The following is a 21,443-nucleotide window of genomic DNA, read 5'->3' on the forward strand; positions in this document are numbered from 1 at the left end:
TTGTTGCGGTCAAAATCGCTAGAAATAGAACACCAGCACGCACACATAAAGCATCAGCGAAAAACCGATCTCCAGCATACCCGTACGTTTGGCTGTGATTCCCGTCTTGGGCAGCCAGGCGGCGCGTACCAGCAGAACCATAAGCGGGACGAGCAGGGAAGGGAAGAGCACTGCCCCGATGATGACAAACAGCAGATGGTACAGTAATGAACCGTAAAAGAAACGGGTATTATTCCGCTCCCGGATGACTGTCTTGACATAGAAAGCTGTTCCGACAAAATATAGGGCCGACAAAAGAAACAGCTCCGTGGCAGCCCGCCAGTTCTCCCCTCCGCCGACATAGAAGACCGGAAAGAGAATCAGGCAAAAGGCCAGCACAGCCGCTATATCGTTCAGCAGGGCGCGTTCATTCTTGGTTTTGGCATAATAGAGATTAACCGCAAACAAAGGCAGCAGCGGCAGGGCAAAGACAAGCAGCCTGGGCTCGGCGGTCAGCAGGTAGGCAGCAAAGGGCAGGAGCAGCAATCCATATAGGGTAACAGGCTTGATGTAGCGTTCCCGTCTTCCGGTCTTGACCCATTGCAGCAGCGGAAAGCTGAACAAATAGATCAGCAGCCAGCAAATAAAAAATGGAATATGGTTGACCCGGCCCGCCGATGCGGCGATTCCGAACAGAAAGGGCAGGATCAGCATCGCCCATGCGCCGTGCTGGTTAGGGATATATTTTCGGATCGTCCTCAACCTCCTTGACAGAAATAATTCGGCAGCCGATCATTCTTCAGCTCCGATTATTACTATACCGCTCCGGGCAGAGACGGATTAGTGACTGCAGACACAGAGGATTTTACAAAATGATTATAAATCTTATCCAGGAAGGCCAAGCCCTGATAAAGGGAGGAAAGCCGATACGCAGCACTGATAAATTAGCGAAAATTAGGGAATGGACGCTAAAATAAATGAAATATAGCAAATTGGCAATAATTAATTTATGCACAAAGTTAGTTTGATAATAACATTTTATACTAACACATAAAATTACATTTCCCCTTGACAACGCTGCTGGAGAATTTTAGAATGAAAGCGATTACTCAATTGGTAATGTTACACATTAAGCTGTACAGCAGAAGGCTCGTCTTCAAGTTAACGGTCTAAATTCATACAGGAGGTGCTGATAAAACTCAAGGTAGTTGCTAACTTTAGATATAACAATAATAAAAATTGTTAGTTTGAGTTCCATTAATGATTTATAAGGGGGAACGCTTAAGGATGAAGAAAAAGAATGCCGTGCTTGCATTACTTCTGACCTGCTCTATGTTATCAGCTACTGCCTGTAACAACGACAATAACAGCTCAAATGGAGATAAGAAGAATTCTAACAGCAATACCGCCGCTGCGACGAGCAAGCCGGCCGGAGATGTCGGACAGACACCAGTCAAAAATGAAAGCGCTTCTGATCCGGAAATCAAAGCAGGCAGCTCGGTTACCGTCTTCAATCCGAAGATGCCGACGCTCGATCCGACGCAGTGGCAGGGTCAGATTCTGGTAGGCCAGGGAACTTTGCTGGAAGGCCTATACGGTTACAACCAGGACAATGAGATCGTTCCGAAGATTGCGACAGGCTATACTGTTTCCGAAGATAAAAAGACCTGGACCTTTACGCTCCGCAAAGACGCCAAGTGGTCGAACGGCGACCCGGTAACCGCCAATGACTTCTATTACTCTTACATGTATCAGCTTGATCCCGCCAACACGACGGCGCAGCTATGGCTAAGTGTGCTGAATTATGTAAAGAACAGCTACGCTTATCATGCCGGCTCGGTAGCTAAAGAAGAAGTAGGGCTGAAGGTCGTCGATGATTATACCTTTGAGATCACAACCACTGTACCGCATGCCATCCTGGGCAGCCTTGTGCTCGCCGGCTCGATGCCGATGAACCAGAAGGCGGTGGAAGCCAATCCGGGGACGTGGTTTGAGCCCGGTAACTTTGTGGGCAATGGTCCATATACAGTAAAATCGTTCACGCCCAACGGCGAGCTTATCATGGTGAGCAACCCGAATTATGTGGGACCCGAAGGCCAGCTTAACCGCGGCAACGTCGAGACTATCCACGTTCTCCCGGCTACGACGGTTCCTGTTGAAGACTACATGTCCGGCCATGCCGATGTCGTCCTCATCCAGAGCGCATCGGATCTGCAGTACGTGAAGAAATCCGACGAGCTGAAATCCCAGCTCTACACTGCGCCGAATTATTCCATCAAATATCTGCTCTGGAGCAATCCGCAGACGGAATCCCCTTATGACAAGAAGGAAGTGCGCCAGGCCTTAGCCAAGGCGGTTCAGCGCAAGCCCATCGTGGAATCGGTGCTGAACGGCATGGGCGGTGCGACTAACATCTTCTCTACGCCGGGCTGGCCGACCGAGAAGCTGGAGACCGGCATTGCCGAGGATCTGGAATCCGCCAAGCAGATGCTGAAAGACGCAGGCTATGAGAACGGTAAAGGGCTGCCGACGCTTGCCTTGTATGTCGGCGTGAAGCAGGTTGATGCCCAAGGGGAACAAATCGCCCTTGCGCTCGGTCAGCTGCTGGAGCAGAATCTGGGCATCAAGACCGAACTGATTCAGCTCAATGAAGCGCAGTTCAACGCCTACCAGTACAATGGCCCGCAGGCCGATGCGAAGCCGGGCTTCATTCTCGCCTCGGGCGCCACGAACTGGAGCGAGCCTGGCGGTCTGGATATGGGCGCTACCCAGCAGCTATATTCCCTCGGTACGCTGGATGCGCCGCTTGAAGCGACCAAGCAATTTGTCGACTGGACGAAGGATGTGTACTACAAACCGGCGATTGAGCAGTACGGCGATCCGGACAACAAGAACGCCGGAGTAGAGTGGAGCGACTGGGCAGCCCTTGAACAGGCGGCCAAAGAAGATATCGCCTACCTGGAGAAATGGATTTCCGAGCAGCCTGCAGAGTGGCTGCCGTATCTGAAGCAGGATGGTGTGCCGACAACAGCCGAACAGTGGGATCAGATCGTGGAAGTATGGAAGAACGCCAAGACTAACGATGAGAAGCATGCTGCCTTCGTCACCGCCTGGACCTTCGTCGCCCCCAATGCTCCGGGCGGCAAGCTGAACCAGAACGCCTTGGATGTGCAGGTCTATTACAACAAGTATTCCTCCAAAGATCTGCTGAATCTCAGAATGTGGCAGACGCAATTCGTCAACGCGCTTACCGTCGAAGAGGGCGCGCCGATCGCAGCCAAAGTCATTAATTACCTGCTGGATGAAGCCTACACGGTTCCGCTGTTCTACCAGCAGCAATTCTTCCTGGTGAAACCGGGCATTACCGGAGTCCAATCCAACCCTTGGGCCTGGGGCAATTTCTACGGGCTTCATATGATCTCTGTGGAATAGCCGGATCGGTTGAATAACGGCCAATCAAGGGCACCCTATGGTGCCCTTGAATCGGTAAAGGAGGCGCGAAGATGGCCATAGTAAAATTTATTTCCAAACGGATCATTCAGATTATCATTACGCTTATAATGGTCATTACCGTCAGTTACATCATGATGTATTATTCACCGGGCGGCTTCATGCACACAAGCACAATGGCTACGGCGCTAGCTCCGCTGCAAGGCCAGAATCCGGTGCTTTATCAGGAGGTCATGAACCAGTTCCAGAGCCGGTACGGACTGGACCTGCCGCTCTGGCAGCAGATTGCCAAGTATATCTGGCATGAATTGACCTTTGATTTCGGCAATTCGATGCAGAATCCGTCGCTGCAGATTGCCGGTCAGCTGAAGCAGGCTTTGCCGATCAGCGTCATGCTGGCCTTCGGCTCCGTCCTGCTCTCCGTAATCATCGGGGTTCCGCTGGGTATCATCGCTGCCCTGAAACGAAACTCTTGGGTCGATTATGTCGTCAGCACCGTCTCCCTGGCGGGGCAAGCGATTCCGGCGTTCGTACTCGCCGTCATTATGGTACTGCTGTTCGGAGTTGTATTTCAAGGGATTCTGCCGGTAACCGGGTGGGGCAACTGGAAGCAGGCGATATTGCCGATTATCTGCTTGTCGGCGGCGAATATCGGCGTAGTCGCCCGTTATATGCGGGGCAGTCTTATTGAGACACTGAGGTCGGATTATATCCGTACCGCCAAAGCCAAGGGCGTCAAATACTGGCCGATGATTATGAAGCACGGCGTCAAGAATTCCCTGACCGCAATGATCACCGTTCTGGGTCCACAATTTGCGTTCACGGTGATGGGAACGATCTGGGTCGAGCAAATCTTCGCGATACCGGCACTCGGCCAGGTTATGCAGACGGCCTTCACCAGCTTCGACTATCCGCTGGCTATCACTTCGGTCTTCCTGCTGGGCTCCATGATCATGATTTTGAACCTGTTGGTCGACATCATCTATGCCTTCATTGACCCGCGGGTCAAACTATAATCCGCACAGCTTACAACCCTTAGAGGAGGGAGCATATGGCCAGTACAGTTACAGCAACACAATCACCGGATAGCGCTGTCAGCAAGCAGCGGCGGCGATCCCAGTTCTATCAAGGCTGGAAGCGGTTCAAAAGACATAAACTCGCCGTGATTGGCCTAGTATGGGTGGTCATCTTCTGCATCGCCGGTGTGATCGGGCCGTGGGTGGCCCCGTATGACTACCGTACAGGAGATTTCCTGGCCATCAACCAGGGGCCGACCTGGACGCATATTTTCGGTACAGACAATGTGGGCCACGATATGTTCAGTCAAATTCTGTACAGCATCCGCAGTGCGCTCATTATTGCTGTCGGCGCGACGCTTGTCAGCTTCATCATCGGCATTATTCTCGGCTTATGGGCAGGGCTAAGAGGCGGCCTGGCCGACATCATTATTATGCGCGCCGTCGATTTCATGATGACGCTCCCGGGCTTTCTGTTCGCCCTGATCCTGGTTATTATGCTGGGCCGGGGATATCTGTCGCTGATTCTGGCCATCGGCATCCCGGGGTGGGCCGGTTATGCACGGCTGATCCGCAGCCTGGTGCTCAGCATGCGCGACGGCGAAATGGTGGAAGCGGCGCGGGCGCTGGGCGCTTCCCAGGCGCATATCGCCAGACGTTATATGCTGCCTAATGTGGTAGGCAGCATGGGCGTGGCCCTGGCCTTCGGTATTCCCGGCGACTTGATCCAGATTGCCGGACTCAGCATCTTCGGCATGGGGCTGCGGCCGCCGATCCCGTCCTTCGGGAGCATGATTGCCCAGGCCAGCGAGAACGTTCTCGGCTTTCCTTGGCTGCTGTATTTTCCGGCAGGAATATTTGCCATTACCCTGCTGTCTTTCCTGTTCGTAGCAGACGGTCTCCAGGAAGCATTCAGTCCGAAGGGGGGCAATTAACATGGGCGAACCGCTGCTGTCTATTGACGATTTACATGTGAAATTCTCCAGAAGCGAAGATGAAGTCTACGCCGTGAACGGCGTCAGCTTCACAATCGATGCGAACGAAGCCCTGGGCATCGTCGGCGAAAGCGGCTCCGGCAAGTCTGTCACCCTGATGTCGGCCATCGGTCTGCTGCGCGAGAACGGGAAAATTACATCCGGTACGGCCAATTTCCAGGGTCAGAACCTGCTGAAGCTGCGTCCGAAACAGCTCGAGGATATCCGCGGCCGTGACATCGGCGTGGTCTTCCAGGACCCGATGACCAGCCTCAACCCGATCATGCGCATCGGGGATCAGATTATGGAAGCGATGCTGACGCATCACTATGCCGGCCGCAAGGAAGCGTTCGAACGGACGCTGCAGCTGCTGCATGAAATGGGGATCCCGGACCCGAAATCCCGCTTTAAGAGCTACCCGCATGAATTCTCCGGCGGGATGCGCCAGCGCATCATGATTGCCATTGCCCTGGCCTGTGAGCCGCAGCTGCTGATCGCCGATGAGCCGACGACCGCGCTGGATGTTACCGTACAGATGCAGATTCTGGCACTTCTGCAGGACCTGCGCCGCAAACGAGGCATGAGCGTTGTCATGGTGACGCATGACTTCGGCCTCGCCACCAACTTTTGCGACAATATCATTGTCATGTACGGAGGACAGATTATGGAGAAGGCGACTACGGACCAGTTCATCCGCGAAGCGGCACATCCGTATTCGCTCGGCCTTAAGCGCTCCATTATCGAGGTAGGCCATAAGGGAAAAGAGATACTGCCAATTCCGAAGACGGCAAAGACGCTGACCGCAGCATTGACCGGCTGCCCATTTGCCGACCGTTGCAACTATACAACTGACCGCTGCCGTCAGGAAGTGCCCCAGCTGCGGGCTTTCGGTACCAACCATGAGCTCGCTTGCCACCATGCCGAGGAGGTAGCCTGCTATGTCCGATAACCCGCTGCTGCGTGTTGAGAATATATCCAAGACCTTCCGGGTCCAGGGCAAAAAGCTGCATGCCATCGAGAATGTCTCGTTCACTCTGGAGGCCGGAAAGACACTGGGCCTTGTCGGGGAGAGCGGTTCGGGCAAGTCAACGCTTGGCCGGCTGGTACTGCGGCTCCTGGAATCCGACAAGGGCAAAATCTTTTTCGACGGCGCCGATCTTTCCAAAATGTCCAAAGAGAAGCTGCGGGCGCTGCGCCGGGATATGCAGATTATTTTCCAGGACCCGAAGGCCAGCCTCAGTCCGCGGATGACCGTCGGCGATGCCATTGAGGATGCGATGGCTATCCATAAGATCGGCACCAAAGCCAGCCGCCGTGCACGGATGACCGAGCTGCTGGAGCGGGTCGGGCTGCCCTCCGAGATTCAATATGCTTACCCGCATGAGCTGTCCGGCGGACAATTGCAGCGGGTTGGCATCGCCAGAGCCTTATCGCTCAATCCGAAGCTGATTATTTGCGATGAGCCGGTGTCGGCGCTGGATGTGTCCATTCAGGTCCAGGTCATTCAGCTCCTGCGCGATCTGCAGCAGGAATTCAACCTGACCTATATCTTCATTTCGCATAACCTGGCAGTGGTGGAATATTTAAGCGACGAGATTGCCGTATTGTATTTGGGCGAGGTCGTGGAGCAGGCGCCGGCGGATGAATTGTTTAAGACGCCGACACACCCGTATACGCAGGTCCTGCTAGATTCGATATTGAAGATTCCGGAGACGCCCGAAATGAAGCAGCAGATGGTTTCAATTCAAGGCGAGGTGCCATCCCCGCTGAATCCGCCCAGCGGCTGCACCTTTCATCCGCGCTGCCCCTATGCCGACGATCACTGCCGGAGCGTGAAGCCGGTGCAGAGCTTAGTCGCGGACGGCCATGTTGCCGCCTGCCACCGGGTGAAGGAGCCGCAGGATCTGCTGCTGCTGAACGCAAAATAAGACAGGGAAGGTAAATCTCAGGCTCAAATATTTCAGCTTTCTAAGCAGAGCGGTTGCTCTGCTTTTTTATATTGTCAGACAGGGCAGTATCCATGTCAGGAAATATCTTCTTGTGACTTTTCGCGCAAATCTTGATAAGGTAGTGGTTGACTCTTAAAGGATGAGGTGAATCTTTGATGCTGAAGAAGCATTGTTTGTTCTGCGACGATATCGTTCCCATGGAGCAAGCAGGGGGATATGACCGGTATATGGGCTGCTCCTGCGCACCCGGCGGGTCTTACCGCTTGCTGAGCGACAGCTACGAAGAGGTCAACGCGCTGCCCTATCCGCAAAAACGCGAGATGTTCCATATCATATCGGCCTACATCCGGGAGCGGACCGACTGCGGGGACAAAGTCGCCCTGTCTGCAGGAGATTTGCCGGATATTGTAAAGAATCAGAATATCCCTGTAACGATTGAAGATAAAGGCAACCGCCTGCTGCAATATCTGTACAGACATTCCGAAGGTCCGCTGGAGCCTGTGGTCATACAGCCGCTTTCAGCGAGTTACAATCTGACCTATTCCGCCAATCTGCAGGAGCTTGTCTACATCATTGATAAGCTGCAGGGCGAACAGCTGCTGATCCGGGAGGGGATGACCTTTAAGCTGACGGAAGCCGGCTGGAGGGAAGCCGCCGCGGGTAGCGGAGGCAAGAGGCTTAAGCCTTGTTCCGTGCTGCTTCCGGAAGCGAACCAATATGGGGCCGCATGGAGCGATGAGCTGCTGCCGCGGCTGGAGCAGTGCGGATACCGGCCGGAGCTTATCGGTTCCCGGGAATCGGCACACGCCGGAACCAGCACGCTGCCCTTGATCGCGGACAGCGAGCTGATGATTGCGGACCTGACCGGACAGGCTTCCTGGGCTTATTTTATGGGAGGATATGCGCTCGGCTCCGGCATCCCCGTACTCTGGACCGTGCACAGCAGCGCAGCTGATGACCTGCCGGTTCAGCCCCATGACATCCGTCCTTTAGTATGGGACACCGCCGAGGAATTGGCCGCCATTTTACAGCAGAGAATAACGATGCAAGTCACGTAATGCGTGGCTTGTTTTTTATTATTTTGGAAGTAAACTACAGCACAAAAATGATATACTTGGCAAGTACATATTAACAGGCATAATGCAGGAGGCGAAACGATGGAATACCGCAATATGGGCAGATCGGGTCTGAAGCTGAGCGAAGTGGCTTTGGGCAGCTGGATGACGGATTTGAAGGACAGCGCAGCCGGAGCGGCGGCAAGTGAAATGATGAAGCAGGCTTATGAGAACGGTGTCAATTTCTTTGACTGTGCCGATGCTTACAGCGGCGGGGAAGCGGAGCGCCATATGGGGGCTACCCTGAAACAATTTCCGCGCAGCTCTTATGTCATATCCAGCAAGGTTTTTTTTCCAACGGGGCCAAGCGTCACACAGCGGGGATTGTCCCGGAAGCATATTTTTGATTCGATTGACAGCACTTTGAAGAATATGCAAGTGGATTATGTGGACCTGTACTTCTGCCACCGTTACGACACGACGACTCCGCTGGATGAAACGCTGCAGGCGCTCAGCGATCTGGTTGCCCAGGGTAAGATTCTGTATTACGGGGTCAGCGAAGAATGGAGCGCAGCGAGAATTAACAAAGCCGTGGGCATTATCAAAGAGCTGGGGCTCCGGCCATTGTCGGTCATCCAGCCGCAATACCATATGTTCGACCGTTACATTGAGCATGAGATTATCGGGGTATGTGAAGACCATGGCATCGGAATCGTGCCGTTCTCGCCGCTGGCACAGGGCCTGCTGACCGGCAAATACCGGAAGGGCGCGCCGCTGCCGGCCGGTTCCCGGGCAACGCATCAGGCGGATAAACAGATCAACGCCCTGCTGACGGATGAGAATCTGGACAAGGTGCATGAGCTGCAGCAGATTGCGGACGAACTGGGCGTAAGCCTGTCGGTGCTGGCCTTATCCTGGATTCTGCGCCAGCGGATGGTCAGCAGCGTCATCACGGGGGCATCCAGCCCCGGCCAGCTGCTTGGCAATGTGCAGGCCAGCGGCTTCACCATTCCGGCCGATGCGCTGGAACGGATCGAGAAGATTCTCGGGTTTACGCCATTCTCCAGGCATGTCGGGTAATCTTCTATAATAATGAAGCCATAAGGAAACGCGGGTATAACCCCGCGTTTTTCCTTATTTGAGAATCAAGGATTTATACCGGATTCTTTTACCTGTAAGGACTATTTGGAAAGAGTTCAGGAGTTTAATGTGATCGGCGGTGCCGTAGTATCCGGTTCTTTTCAAGGCTTTTTAATGTCAAACGTGGAGGCTTAGAAGCTCTCGAACATTTAGAATCCTTCGCCAAGAGGGTGTATGAATTAGCAGGATGGCACGCGGAACTGTATATGGATTCGGCATTTTTACCGGAAATGACGGCCCTGCTGGAACAACTCCCTGCGGTGTCCATAGATCATTTGGGTCTGTCGAAGGACGGATTCCCCAGCCTTTTTGCTTTAGTGGTTAAAGGAGTCAGAGTGAAGGCAACCGGCTTCGGCAGGGTTGATCTTGATGTCGTACAGGCGATCCGCTCCATTTGTTCGGTGAACCCGGATGCTTTAATGTTTGGAACGGATTTACCCTCAACAAGAGCCAAGAGACCTTTTGCATTTGCTGATCTTGAACTGATTTGCAGCATTCTGGATGAGAAGCAAGCGCGGAAGGTTTTATATACGAATGCAATGAAGTGGTACTTAAAAGAGGAGAATTGGGATGAATGATCGTCAAGATTATTGCCCGTTCCGTTATCCCTGTTCCGCAAGCTTCAACGTACTAAGCAAGCGTTCTATATCCACCACGATATCCTCCAGGCCGGCTAAATTCACAGCAGAACCGGGGCTGCCCTCCGCATAGAGCATGTAATATTTCAGCGCATTGTGGTTGCTGATCATCCAGTAGGTCGGAACGACATGACCTGCATGAAAAATTTCGATCACCCGGGTGCCCGGCCGGCAAAAGGCAAGATTGGCCAGACCGGCACCGTGGGGCCCGGCAATGATATCGGCAGCAGCAAACAATTGAATCTGTTCCGCAAGCGTAAAGTCCTCCAGACACACCGGCACGAATCCGTGCGGCTGCAGGCAGCGGAGCACGGCTTCCTCGTTAACGATCCGCCGTGTTAAGGCTTGGCGGCGCGAGATGAAAATCCGTCCGGGCGTGTGCAGCGCCGCTTGCCGGTGAGGCAGCAACAACTGCCGCAGCGCCAGCGTAGTCCACGGCGGATAATGCGAATTCATCATCAGCGAGGGGACGAGCAGGCATTCGGAACGGATATACAGATCCGGCCCAGCCCGGATGACCGATGCTTCGGGAATCCCCAGCATAGCAAGAGCCTGCTCCGCGAACGCCCCGTAAGGATTAGGATTCATCACAAGCCGGGAATACGGGATTCCCGCAGCTTGTAACATCGCGTAGCGCGGCAGGACATCATACAGCCAGTGAAAATAGTTGTAGCTGCCGCAAAAGGTTAAGACGGCCAGTATCCCGTCCATCTCCAGCAGCTGCGGCTGGTTCCATTGGCGGAACACCGGGTGCTCCTCCGCCATCAGCATGCGGCCCTCCTCGGCGCCGTATTCCTGGGACAGCTCGAAGATGAGTCGGCCTTCGGCTGACAATACGGCCCCGGAGCGGCCCCATAGCCTTCCGCCGGGAATCACGGCCAAATATCCCCCAAAGGGCTGCAGACAGTATGGGGTCAGCACGGGATGGAGGTGCGTCTCAAGTGTATACGGCGCCGTGAATTCGGCTGTACCTCCGAATTCAAAGGGAATTACCCGTCCCCCGGAATATTGGCCAGCGCCGTGGCCCCATGTTTGTTCCCATTCGGCTATGCTGTTGAAAACACCCGCAGGAGGATCACCTTGATTCAATGAGTCAGCCATTGTCTCACCTCACAGGTCACGTAACTTTAACTCGTATAGTCAGTCTATTGTATGACCCTGGGAATTACGGGGGCACTGTTAACCTTAAAAAAAGCAAATGGCCTCGCAGGAGGAATTACAGGTCATTTTGTATCAGACCTTTATTTCAGCAGACCAATGCTGCACCAGACCAAATGTGAACGAAGATAGTTTTGTACATAGTGAGGTTAGAATCGGCTATTCAAAGCTGACATCCCGGTTGTTAGGATGATAAAGAGAGTTTCATAACAAAAACGGGGTGGGCGCATAATGAATGAGCTGAAACTGTGGTATGACAAGCCTGCGGAGCGCTGGGAGGAAGCCTTGCCGCTGGGCAACGGAACACTGGGAGGGATGGTCTTCGGAACAACCGGGCTGGACCGCATACAGTTAAACGAGGACAGTCTCTGGTACGGCGGGCCGATGGAACGGAATAATCCTCAGGCGCTGGATCACCTGGACGAAATCCGCAGCCTGCTGTTTGGGGGTGAGATCGCCAAAGCGGAGGCGCTGGCCGTCCGCGTGCTGAGCGGGGTTCCGGACGGGCAGCGCCATTATGAGCCACTGGGGGACTTGTATGTGGACAGCGGCAGCACGGACATGGAGGTCAGTGAATACCGCAGGGAACTTGATCTAAGGGACGGAATCGCCCGGACCGAATACTGCAGCGGTAGGACGGAGTATTCCCGTGAATATTTTACAAGCTTTCCCGATCAGGTTATGGCAGTCCGGCTGGCGGCAAGCCGGAAAGGAGCACTGTCCTTCTCGGTGCTGTTCGGCAGAGGCACGGTACTGGAACCGACCCCATGGTCGGACATTCTGAAGCGTCCTGTCGGCTTTCAGGCTTTTGTGGACAGCGTTGTTTCAACTGAACAGGGCGATCTTATGATTCGCGGGCGCAGCGGCGGGGAGGAGGGCGTCCGCTTCTGCTGCGGCATCCGTGTGGTGACGGAAGGGGGGCGCCTGTCTCCGGCCGCCCCAGGCCAGATTACTGTGGAGCAGGCGAATGCCGCAACGATCCTGGTGGCAGCCTGCACGGATTTCCGCATCGCCAAGGATGAGCTTGAATCCGAATGTATACGCAGGCTGGAGCAGGCTGCAGCGAAGCCTTATGAACAGCTCCGCGCCGGACATGTGTGCGATTACCGTTCCCTGGCCGGAAGGATGGAGCTTTCGTTACGCGGAGTAGAGGAGAAGCCAGAACGTGCGGAGCTTTCAACCGACCGGCGGCTGGAAGCGGTTCGGAACAGGGAGAGCGATCCGGGGCTTGCGGCGCTATATTTCCAGTTCGGGCGTTATCTGCTGATTGCCAGCAGCCGTCCGGGATCGCTTCCGGCGAACCTTCAGGGTATCTGGAACCGGGATATGCTGCCGATCTGGGACAGCAAATATACGATCAATATCAATACACAAATGAATTATTGGGCGGCGGAGAGCAGCAATTTGCCGGAATGCCATGAACCGCTGTTCCAATGGATGGAAAGGCTGCGGGTCAGAGGCAGAGAGACCGCCCGCACCATGTACGGTTGCGGGGGATTCGTGGCGCACCATAATTCTGATATTTGGGGCGATACCGCTCCGCAGGACATCTGCATTACGTCGACGTTCTGGACGATGGGGGCGGCATGGCTTTGCCTGCATCTATGGGATCATTTCGAATACTCAGGCAACGTGCAGTTCCTGCGGGACAGCTACGCAACGATGAAAGAGGCGGCAGTGTTCCTGCTCGACTTCATGGTGGAGGACCCTTCCGGCCAGTTGGTTACATGTCCTTCTTCCTCGCCGGAGAACCGTTATATCCTGCCGGGCGGAGAATCGGGAGCGCTATGCTATGGGGCATCCATGGACAGCCAGATAACCCGGGAGCTTTTTGCGCGCTGCATTGCGGCTGCAGAGATTCTGGACGAAGACTTTGAGTTCCGCAGACAGCTTAGTCAAGCGCTGGCGAAGATTCCCCGTCCGGCGGTGGGGAAGTACGGTCAGATTCAGGAGTGGAGCATTGATTACGAAGAGGTGGAGCCAGGGCATCGCCATATTTCGCATCTGTTCGCTTTGCACCCGGGGACGCAAATTACGCTTAGGGAAACTCCGGCGCTTGCCGTCGCCGCCAAAGCAACACTGGAACGCAGATTGTGCCATGGAGGCGGACATACCGGCTGGAGCCGGGCCTGGATTCTCAACATGTGGGCCCGGCTGGAGGAACCCGAGCTGGCGCATGAGAATGTAACGGCGCTGCTGGCTTCGTCCACGCTGCCGAATCTCTTTTGCGATCATCCTCCGTTTCAGATCGACGGCAATTTCGGCGGCTGCGCCGGCATTGCCGAGATGCTGCTGCAGAGCCATGCCGGCGAATTGCGGCTGCTTCCGGCGCTGCCCAAGGCCTGGCCGCACGGGCATGTCCGGGGCTTGCGGGCGCGCGGCGGTTATGAAGTGGAGCTGGAATGGCAGGACGGGGAGCTGCAGCGGCTGGTGGTTCAGGCGGCGGAGAAGGGTAACTGTAAGGTATCCTGGCGTGAACGCTCGGTGGAGCTGACGTTCCCGGAGCCGGAGTCCCGCATCAGCCTGACGGGAGCAGATTTCAACTAGATGAACGGAAGAGAAGACCCGCTCAATGAGGGCGGGTCTGCATTCTGAAAGCGGTCGGGGAGAAGCCGGTGAACGCTTTGAATAGTTTTGAGAAGTAAGAGACATCCGGAATGCCGACCTGTTCGCCGATTCCGGACAAGGAAAGATCCGTGGAGAGGAGCAGCCACTTGGCCTCCTCTATTTTTTTGCGGTTAATGTATTGAATGGGGGACAATCCGAAATGCCGCTTAAAGATGCGGATGAAGTAATTCGGATGCAGGTGCACCCGTTCGGCCAGCTCGATCACGGTAAGATTGCGGTTATAATGCATATCCATATAACTGATCGCCTCCTGCAGATAGCCGGGGGTAGCCGCCGACTGGACGCCAGTCAAATCGTCCGCAGCGTGCTCGATGTAATAGGAAATTAGCTTCAGCATCGCCGCCTGGGTCAAGAGCGGCAGGCTGAGTGCATCCGAAACACGGCAGGCCAGCAGCTCCCGGAATAACCCTAACGGTTCGGGAGTCAGACCGGTATGAATATAAAACGGCGTTCTGAGCAGATCGAACAGATTGCTCTGGCCGATTTTTGCGGTGAAATGGCACCAGTATTTCGTATACCTTGGCCCATCTGTATAGGAAAAGGATTGCCGCACGCCTTCAGGCATAAGGAACCATTGGCCGGGCTGCGGATGATACTCCTCATCCCCAATCTTCAGCCAGCCCTCGCCGTCGCAAATGAAATAGAACTTGTTGTAATCCGGCGTATAATCCAGCTCGCGCCAATCGGTCCATACCTGGTTGTACCCGATTGCCGTAACCTTGACCTGCAGATTGCTGAGATAAAGCTGGATCAGTTGCCGCTGCGCTGCATTCATACTGTCAATCCTCCAAGCAGGCCGCTCCGGCCGCTTCATAGTGTGTCTTAGTGCATGTTAATGCCAATGCCGGAATTAGGCAAGTGTCTGACGTACAGAACTGGTTGGTGACTGGCGGCGACAATACGATGGAGAGCGGTTTGTGGAGCGATAAACAAAATTACCTAACTAATTTTAGGATGGCAGAAAGAGCCGCGTTTGAGGTATGGTGAAACAGGACAGTAATCGGTGCATACTTTAGCTGATGAGTTCCCTGTTCTCCGTTGCAACGGACTCAGTTGCCGTTATTCATTGAATTCATGGCCTCAGGGAAACCTTGCAGACACCAGTGACGTTATTTCATCCTGACAGCGCATACAATTACATCTGTAGCAGGAATAACGGCGTCTGTGTCCTTAATATGAAAAAATGCCGGTTTTACTCACGAATAGCTCATTACGGTCCTAGGTTTTGGAGAGCACTTACTAACTGTGTTGGTGATTAAGATTGCAAGAAGGTTCAGCTTGAATCCGCATAGGCTGCAAAAGGAGTGAATGAAATGATGATCTACAGAATGATGTACCGTGGAATTTGGAAGGATGGCATGGAGGCGGAGGGGCTTCAGACCCTGAAGCAGGATCAGGAGGCGCTGCGGCTGGTCCGGGATGGAGTGCTGATGACGGCTGCGGCGTTCAGCTGGCGTAACAATGTGTTCTTGTATGTTGAATGCATCGGCAAAATCACTGAACCGCTGGCGGTGGCCGGTGCGGTGAACGGGTATTTGACAGACTGGCCCGGTGAGGCCCGGTCCCGCAAATGGATTCCGCTGGTGGATGTCTTCCACTTCAACGAACCTGCGGATGCTGAACACTGGCGGCGCCAATCGCCGGTAGAGCGGCGGGTCGGCCGGGTGGCCCATCTGAAGCGGGAAATGATGGCCAGCTACATCTATTATCACTACCAGCTGCAGGAAGAACGCGCATTTAACGGGCCCAAATATGAAATGATCGGCATGCACGAGAATCTGCTGTTCGGGTATCAGGAGTTTCCGGGTGTGGTTGAGCCTCCGGTGGTTCCAGGCCGGCTGGAGACGAAGGGAACGCCGGAGCCATGGGAGAAATCGCGGATGGATTTGCATTTTCAACCATGGGAAGAAGACGGTTATTTGTATTTTAAGCCGGTGGAGACGGTGTATGCCTATTACATAGGGGATTTAGGATAACGGTTCCTCTTTGGCCTTATTGCGGAATTCGCTGGGGGTTAGCGAGAGCGCCTGCTTGAACATTTTGCAAAAATACATCGACGAGTTATACCCGCAGGCTATACCGATTTCCAGAACGGACAGCTTGGAGTTGACGAGCATATTGCAGGCATGCTGAATCTTGATGTTATTCAGGTACTGGATTAACGTGAGCCCGGTGGCTTCTTTAAAGATACGGCATAAATAATACTTGGAGATGTAAAAATGCCCGGCGATTTCCTCGATCGTATCGATCTTGTTAAAGTTCTGGTTAATATACGCGAGAACCGGCGCAATATTGGTGTAGGACAGCGGGACTTGCCCGGCGCGCGGCGATCTGGTGTGCTCATTCAGCAGGTTCAGCAGATCGGCTAAATAAATGAAGATTCGGTTGTCCGGATGGGAGACGTTTTCTTTACCGAGTAGAAGCAGAAGCCTTTTCAGCTTGGGGAAGGCTTCTTTGCCGATGGCAATCAGCTCCTTGTCAAAGCAGCCCAGCAAAGCCTGAATGGAGCGCTCGGTGAAATGCAGACGCAGAAAACGGTCCGTAAAATAGATGCACGTCCGGGCACAGGAGTGATTCCCGTGGCTCTGGTGAAAGAGATTGGGCTTGACCAGGGCCACGTCATACATGGCAATATCAAAGACCGTATCATTGAGCATGAAGTGATGATAGCCTTCCTCCAGTACATACAGCTCGTAAGAATTATGGTAATGGTAATTGGGCATACGGTAATCGGCATCATGCTTCTCATACTCCATCGCAAACAGCGGATGCGAGCAGTACTGGGCGGCAGCGTTCATATCCGGGACCTCCAACATTCGTTATAGCAATATAATACAACAGAATTGGAATCAGGCAATATTATAAAAGATTATTGTTCTCTGTTCAGGTATGCTTGATCCAGCAAATGAATTGCCGCTCTTACGGACATTTACGAGTAAAAAGGGAGGTTCCATGCATGGAACAAGTTACACAAACCAGCCGGCAGCTGGAGCTGATCAGTCAGAACCGCAGGGTCTGCATATATGTCTCTGATACGGAGACCAGTGCTGTACAACATGCCGTCCGCAATCTTGTCCTCGATATCGGACGGACTTGCGGCGCTCAGACCGAGCTAAGTACAGAGATGAACGAATGCAGCATCGTGATCGGCACCTTGGATCAGAAAGTGTTCGCAGACCAGGTGCAGGAGCTGGGGTTAGCACTGGAACTGCTGGCAGGGGAGGATGGCAGTTACCGCTGGGAAGGATATTTGCAACAGGCCTCACAGGATGTGCTGTACATCATCGGTACGGACAGACGGGGAACGATTTTCGGCATTTATGATCTCTGTGAAGCGCTTGGGGTGTCACCATGGCATTATTGGGCCGATGTTCCCGCCAAAGTGAAGGAATCCTTCCGTATTCCGGCAGATTACCGGAAAGCCGACTGGCCGTCGGTGAAATACAGGGGCATCTTCCTGAATGACGAAGAGGAGCTGGATGCCTGGTCCAAGCTGCATACTCCGGACGGCACGATCGGGCCGGAAGCTTACCGTCATATCTTCGAGCTGCTGCTGCGGTTGAAGGCCAATTACATCTGGCCGGCGATGCATGTGAACTATTTCAACGGCAATCCCCGAAACGGTGAGCTGGCGGAAGAGATGGGCGTTGTCGTCGGAACGTCGCACTGCGATATGCTGCTGCGCAGCAACCAGAACGAATGGGAGCCCTGGCTGCAGAGCAAAGGCTATGAAGGCGCCGTCTACGATTATTCCATCGCAGGGCAGAACCGGGACATTCTCAAAGAATACTGGCGCGAAAGCGTGGAGCTGAACCGCAATTACGAGGTAAGCTTCACCATGGGGATGCGCGGTATCCACGATTCCGGGTTCCATACCCGGGCCATCGATGAAGACGCTTCCTTAACGGAAGAGCAGAAACAGCAGGCCAGGGTTGCGCTGCTGGCACAGGTCATTTCGGATCAGCGGCAGATTCTGCAGGAGGTGCTCGGACCGCAGGAGGCGGAGTCACTCCAGACCTTCGTGCCCTACAAGGAGGTACTGGACCTCTACGATCAGGAGCTTGACGTACCCGACAATGTCACCTTAATCTGGGCCAACGACAACTTCGGCCATGTGCGCCGCTACCCGGACGAGAATGAGCGCAGACGCAGCGGCGGGAACGGGCTGTATTTCCATAATTCGTACTGGGCGGCTCCGGGGACGGCAATGAGCTATCTGTTCATTAACTCCATTCCACTGGCCCACACGGGCAACGAGCTGAGAAAAGCTTATGAATCCGGCATCCGGAACATCTGGATTCTAAACGTCGGCGGCCTGAAGCCGCTGGAGCAGGACATGGAATTCTTCCTGCAATACGGCTGGGACGCAGACAAGGATGAGGCATTGGTGAAGAATACGCTGCTATACACCGAAGATTGGATCAACCGGAATTTTACAGGCCGCCATGGGCGGGAAGCTGCGGAAATATATGAAGCATTCGCCCAGCTTACCAATGTGCGCAAGATCGAGCATATGAACTCGAATGTCTTCTCGCAAACCGCCTACGGGGACGAGGCGGGGCGGAGACTGCAGCGGCTGGAGGACGTCTACAGAAGGGCCAACGGGATGATGCACAGCCTGCCTGCCGGGGAACGGGAGGCTTTCTTCCAGCTCTTCCTGATGAAGATTCATGCCTCCTATTATATTAATCACGAATATTATTACGCCGACAGAAGCGTGCTTTCCTATAAGCGCGGCAACCTGCAGGCGGCCGACCGCTATGTAGAGCTGTCCCTGAAGATGGTGGATTACAAACGCCGTATGCTGCATTATTACAATAAAAAAATGAGCGGCGGCAAATGGGACGCCATGCTTACGCCGGAAGCTTTTCCGCCGCCGCCGGCAGCCATGCATCCGGTGCGGCAGCCCGCACTCCGCATTTCCGGGGGCGGAATGCGCGTTGATCTGTGGAATGAGGGGTATTCGTTATCCTTCTCCCCTTATGGACAAAGACAGAAATGGATCGATCTGGGAAATCAGGGGACAGGCAGCTTCGATTATTTCATCGAGATTCAGGCGGGAGCCGGCTGGATGACGGTTTCTGAACCCAAGGGGACTGTGCAGACCGAGAAACGCATCCTGGTTTCGGTTCTGGAGCCTGAGCAACATGCCGGAGAGAAAGGTCTTCTCATCATCCGTAATCTTACCGGCGGTACAGAACAACCGGTTGAAGTTCGGATGGAGGCTGACGGGCCGCTTCCGGAGCGATATACCGGATACGTGGAAGCAGACGGAGCAGTGTCGATACCCGCTGCCGGATTTGACCGGACCGTCCGTCCGGAAGGCTCACCCTCTGAGGAGTCCGGCTGGATTACTGTTCCCGGTATCGGCAGATACGAAGGAGCGGCGGTGATGGCCTGGAGCGCAAAGCTTACTCCGCTGGAGGGAGAGCTGAAGCAGAACCCGTATCTTGAATATGATTTCTATGTTATGGATAGCCGTTCATTCCTGCTGGAAATACACCGCTTCCTGACACTCAACTCCACAGGCCGGATCCGCTTCGGGATCGGAATTGACGGCCTGGAGCCGGTCTTGATTGAAACCGCAACAAACGATGAGTGGAGGGGGCAATGGCAGGATGCCGTCTTCAATAACGGTGAGAAGCTGACGGTAGAGCTTCCTTGCATGGATCAGGGAGCACATCGGCTGCAGCTGTATATGGTGGATCCGTATGTGACCATCAGCAAGCTCGTAATCTACACGAAGCAACAGCGTGTCAGTAACTTGGGACCGGTCTACAGCAGCCGAAGCGGCAAGCCGGTTGCCGAATACGGGCTGGAATGTCCAGAGGTACGCTGGTCTGAGCTTGAAGAGCTCTGCAGCGGGCTTTACCGGACGGCCGCTGAGGAACTTGCTCCGCTGCCTGCGGTGTATGCCACAGAAGAGCTCTACACTTCACGGAACGAGGTGTTCATTCCTGCCGTGAGCATTCCGCAGTCTGCTCCTGCAGGTAAACGCTATGTCACCTGTTTAGACGACGATTCCAAAGATGTGATCGGCGAATTCGGGTCCGGGGTCTTTGCCGAACAGAACGGAGTCGTAGCCATTGAAGCGGAATATGCCCTGGAACAGTCTGTGAACGCATATCTTACGGAGAGCAAAGACGGCAGCAAGCTGGTCTGGAGCCACCTGCAAGCAGAGACGAACGGCAGAACCGGACTGGCGATGCATGTCGCTGAGCCGGGTAAGCTGTGGGATGATCCGGCTGCCGCTCCCGCGATGCATTACCGGATTCATGTCGGCAGTGCCGGCAGGTACCGGGTATGGATGCTTATCAGGCATTACAACAATCAGTCTGATTCCTGCAGCCTAGCGCTGGACGGCAAGGTGCTGCCGCTGACAGAACAATTTAACCAGGGCAAGCTGTATACCTATAATACCTCTTACGTGTATTTCTGGTCCTGCTTCTGCAGTCTGGAGATCACCGAAGGTGAACATGTCTTATCTGTCATCGCCAGGAAATCGGAACTGCGGGTGGACCGGATCTATCTCACCCAAGGCTACGAGCTGCCGCCGGTAGACTGCGAGTGGAAGGATTCCGCGCGGGTGTGAGGGTGTTACAGTCAATATGCTGGGGAGTAATTAGCAAACTGCTAGGCCGCCTTGTGAGCAAGGCGGTTGTTTTTTAACTTGACACTCTATAAGTTGTAATTATGGTTACCACATCTAAAAGTTTCCTGTATAATTAAACCAATCTATTTATGGGGGAGGTCAATATACTTGGAGCTAGCCTATTACGTTACACCTTCTGAAACACCAAAAGCTTTGCCTTTTAGTAATAAAAATATTGAAGATATTTTAGAATATGTAGAGGCAACAGATATCAGTGATTTGGAGATTATTCCAATCACACAAGAGATTTTAATCTGGGCTAACAGTGCTGTTATTCAAGCGAGACATAATCTTGCCTTTAAATTGGATGTAGACGACTCTTTGGTTTATGGAAAGGCAATTTTCACTGGAACAATGAATGAAAATGGAACTATTGAAGGTTTAACTGGTCCGCAATTCTCCACAATACCTAATCTAATTCAATTCCCGAACTATTGATTTAAAGGAGGAAGTATGCTAACTACTAATTTTTTTCAGCAACTTTTCGGTAAGTATAAAGACTTCGTCGTGCAGTTGGATTCGAACGAAGCTGTTTTTACTATAAATGCGCATAATCCTTCTGAAAGCTTAAAGGTAAATGAATATACTCATTATTTTCAAGTGAAGCTTCAAAAATCTTCAGATTCATTTTTTCAAATCCCAAAACGTAACATCTCATCTTATGGGATGGGGAGTCCTTACAATTATAAAAGTTTCGATGATTACCGTGAAATTGTAGGATATATTCGTTTCGAGAATGATGCGGAATTTTTATTCCTATCATATGACAACATGTAGATCAACAACATACAGTACACAACATAA

16 protein-coding genes and 1 pseudogene are annotated in these 21,443 nt (G+C 53.4%); 13 read left to right on the forward strand and 4 right to left on the reverse strand.

Features of this window, described 5'->3' with window-relative positions:
* Positions 1-18: 18 nt before the first annotated feature.
* Positions 19-741 (reverse strand): YwiC-like family protein, encoded by a 723-nt coding sequence (locus F1381_RS07510; protein ID WP_151734193.1) that lies wholly within the window; start codon positions 739-741, stop codon positions 19-21.
* Positions 742-1,266: 525 nt separating this feature from the next.
* Here F1381_RS07510 and F1381_RS07515 point away from each other — a divergent pair.
* From F1381_RS07515 to F1381_RS07550, 8 genes and pseudogenes are all read left to right on the forward strand, one after another.
* Positions 1,267-3,411 (forward strand): peptide ABC transporter substrate-binding protein, encoded by a 2,145-nt coding sequence (locus tag F1381_RS07515; protein ID WP_187355235.1) that lies wholly within the window; start codon positions 1,267-1,269, stop codon positions 3,409-3,411.
* 71 nt (positions 3,412-3,482) lie between these two features.
* The gene (locus F1381_RS07520; RefSeq protein WP_151734195.1) at positions 3,483-4,445 is read left to right on the forward strand and encodes an ABC transporter permease; all 963 of its coding nucleotides are present in this window, start codon (positions 3,483-3,485) and stop codon (positions 4,443-4,445) included.
* Positions 4,446-4,480: 35 nt separating this feature from the next.
* Complete coding sequence (locus tag F1381_RS07525) at positions 4,481-5,380, forward strand: ABC transporter permease (RefSeq protein ID WP_151734196.1); 900 nt, start codon at positions 4,481-4,483, stop codon at positions 5,378-5,380.
* Between the two features lies 1 nt (position 5,381).
* Complete coding sequence (locus F1381_RS07530) at positions 5,382-6,368, forward strand: ABC transporter ATP-binding protein (protein ID WP_151734197.1); 987 nt, start codon at positions 5,382-5,384, stop codon at positions 6,366-6,368.
* Positions 6,358-7,347, forward strand: a complete 990-nt coding sequence (locus F1381_RS07535) for an ABC transporter ATP-binding protein (protein ID WP_151734198.1) — start codon at positions 6,358-6,360, stop codon at positions 7,345-7,347. The genes F1381_RS07530 and F1381_RS07535 overlap by 11 nt, the downstream gene beginning before the upstream one ends.
* 176 nt (positions 7,348-7,523) lie before the next feature.
* Positions 7,524-8,426, forward strand: coding sequence for a hypothetical protein (locus F1381_RS07540; RefSeq protein WP_151734199.1), 903 nt, complete (start codon positions 7,524-7,526; stop codon positions 8,424-8,426).
* Positions 8,427-8,525: 99 nt separating this feature from the next.
* Positions 8,526-9,503, forward strand: coding sequence for an aldo/keto reductase family protein (locus tag F1381_RS07545; RefSeq protein ID WP_151734200.1), 978 nt, complete (start codon positions 8,526-8,528; stop codon positions 9,501-9,503).
* Between the two features lie 36 nt (positions 9,504-9,539).
* Positions 9,540-10,141: pseudogene (locus tag F1381_RS07550) on the forward strand (amidohydrolase family protein).
* A 24-nt stretch (positions 10,142-10,165) separates the two neighbouring features.
* Here F1381_RS07550 and F1381_RS07555 read toward each other — a convergent pair.
* Complete coding sequence (locus tag F1381_RS07555; protein WP_151734201.1) at positions 10,166-11,302, reverse strand: glycosyltransferase family 61 protein; 1,137 nt, start codon at positions 11,300-11,302, stop codon at positions 10,166-10,168.
* A gap of 288 nt (positions 11,303-11,590) precedes the next feature.
* On the opposite strand from F1381_RS07555, the gene F1381_RS07560 reads away from it, so the two are divergent.
* Entirely contained in the window at positions 11,591-13,906 is a 2,316-nt protein-coding gene (locus tag F1381_RS07560; protein WP_151734202.1) for a glycoside hydrolase family 95 protein, read from the forward strand.
* Between the two features lie 22 nt (positions 13,907-13,928).
* Here F1381_RS07560 and F1381_RS07565 read toward each other — a convergent pair whose 3' ends face one another.
* A complete protein-coding gene (locus F1381_RS07565) occupies positions 13,929-14,762 on the reverse strand; it encodes an AraC family transcriptional regulator (protein ID WP_187355236.1) in 834 nt (277 codons plus the stop codon).
* 538 nt (positions 14,763-15,300) lie between these two features.
* Between F1381_RS07565 and F1381_RS07570 the strand changes: the two genes are divergently transcribed.
* Positions 15,301-15,963, forward strand: a complete 663-nt coding sequence (locus tag F1381_RS07570; RefSeq protein ID WP_151734204.1) for a hypothetical protein — start codon at positions 15,301-15,303, stop codon at positions 15,961-15,963.
* On the opposite strand, the gene F1381_RS07575 is transcribed toward F1381_RS07570, so the two are convergent.
* Positions 15,955-16,785, reverse strand: coding sequence for a helix-turn-helix transcriptional regulator (locus tag F1381_RS07575; RefSeq protein ID WP_151734205.1), 831 nt, complete (start codon positions 16,783-16,785; stop codon positions 15,955-15,957). The genes F1381_RS07570 and F1381_RS07575 overlap by 9 nt on opposite strands.
* Before the next feature lie 158 nt (positions 16,786-16,943).
* Between F1381_RS07575 and F1381_RS07580 the strand changes: the two genes are divergently transcribed.
* The 3 genes from F1381_RS07580 to F1381_RS07590 all read left to right on the forward strand — a co-directional run bounded on the left by F1381_RS07580 (position 16,944) and on the right by F1381_RS07590 (position 21,416).
* Positions 16,944-20,579 carry a glycosyl hydrolase 115 family protein gene (locus tag F1381_RS07580; RefSeq protein ID WP_151734206.1) on the forward strand — a complete coding sequence of 1,212 codons (3,636 nt, stop codon included), beginning with the start codon at positions 16,944-16,946 and terminating at the stop codon, positions 20,577-20,579.
* 168 nt (positions 20,580-20,747) lie between these two features.
* A complete protein-coding gene (locus F1381_RS07585) occupies positions 20,748-21,077 on the forward strand; it encodes a hypothetical protein (RefSeq protein ID WP_151734207.1) in 330 nt (109 codons plus the stop codon).
* 15 nt (positions 21,078-21,092) lie between these two features.
* Positions 21,093-21,416, forward strand: a complete 324-nt coding sequence (locus F1381_RS07590; RefSeq protein ID WP_151734208.1) for a hypothetical protein — start codon at positions 21,093-21,095, stop codon at positions 21,414-21,416.
* The last annotated feature ends 27 nt before the right edge of the window (positions 21,417-21,443 follow it).

It is taken from the genome of Paenibacillus tengchongensis (assembly GCF_008973665.1).
In the GTDB taxonomy this organism is placed as follows: domain Bacteria; phylum Bacillota; class Bacilli; order Paenibacillales; family Paenibacillaceae; genus Paenibacillus_AQ; species Paenibacillus_AQ tengchongensis.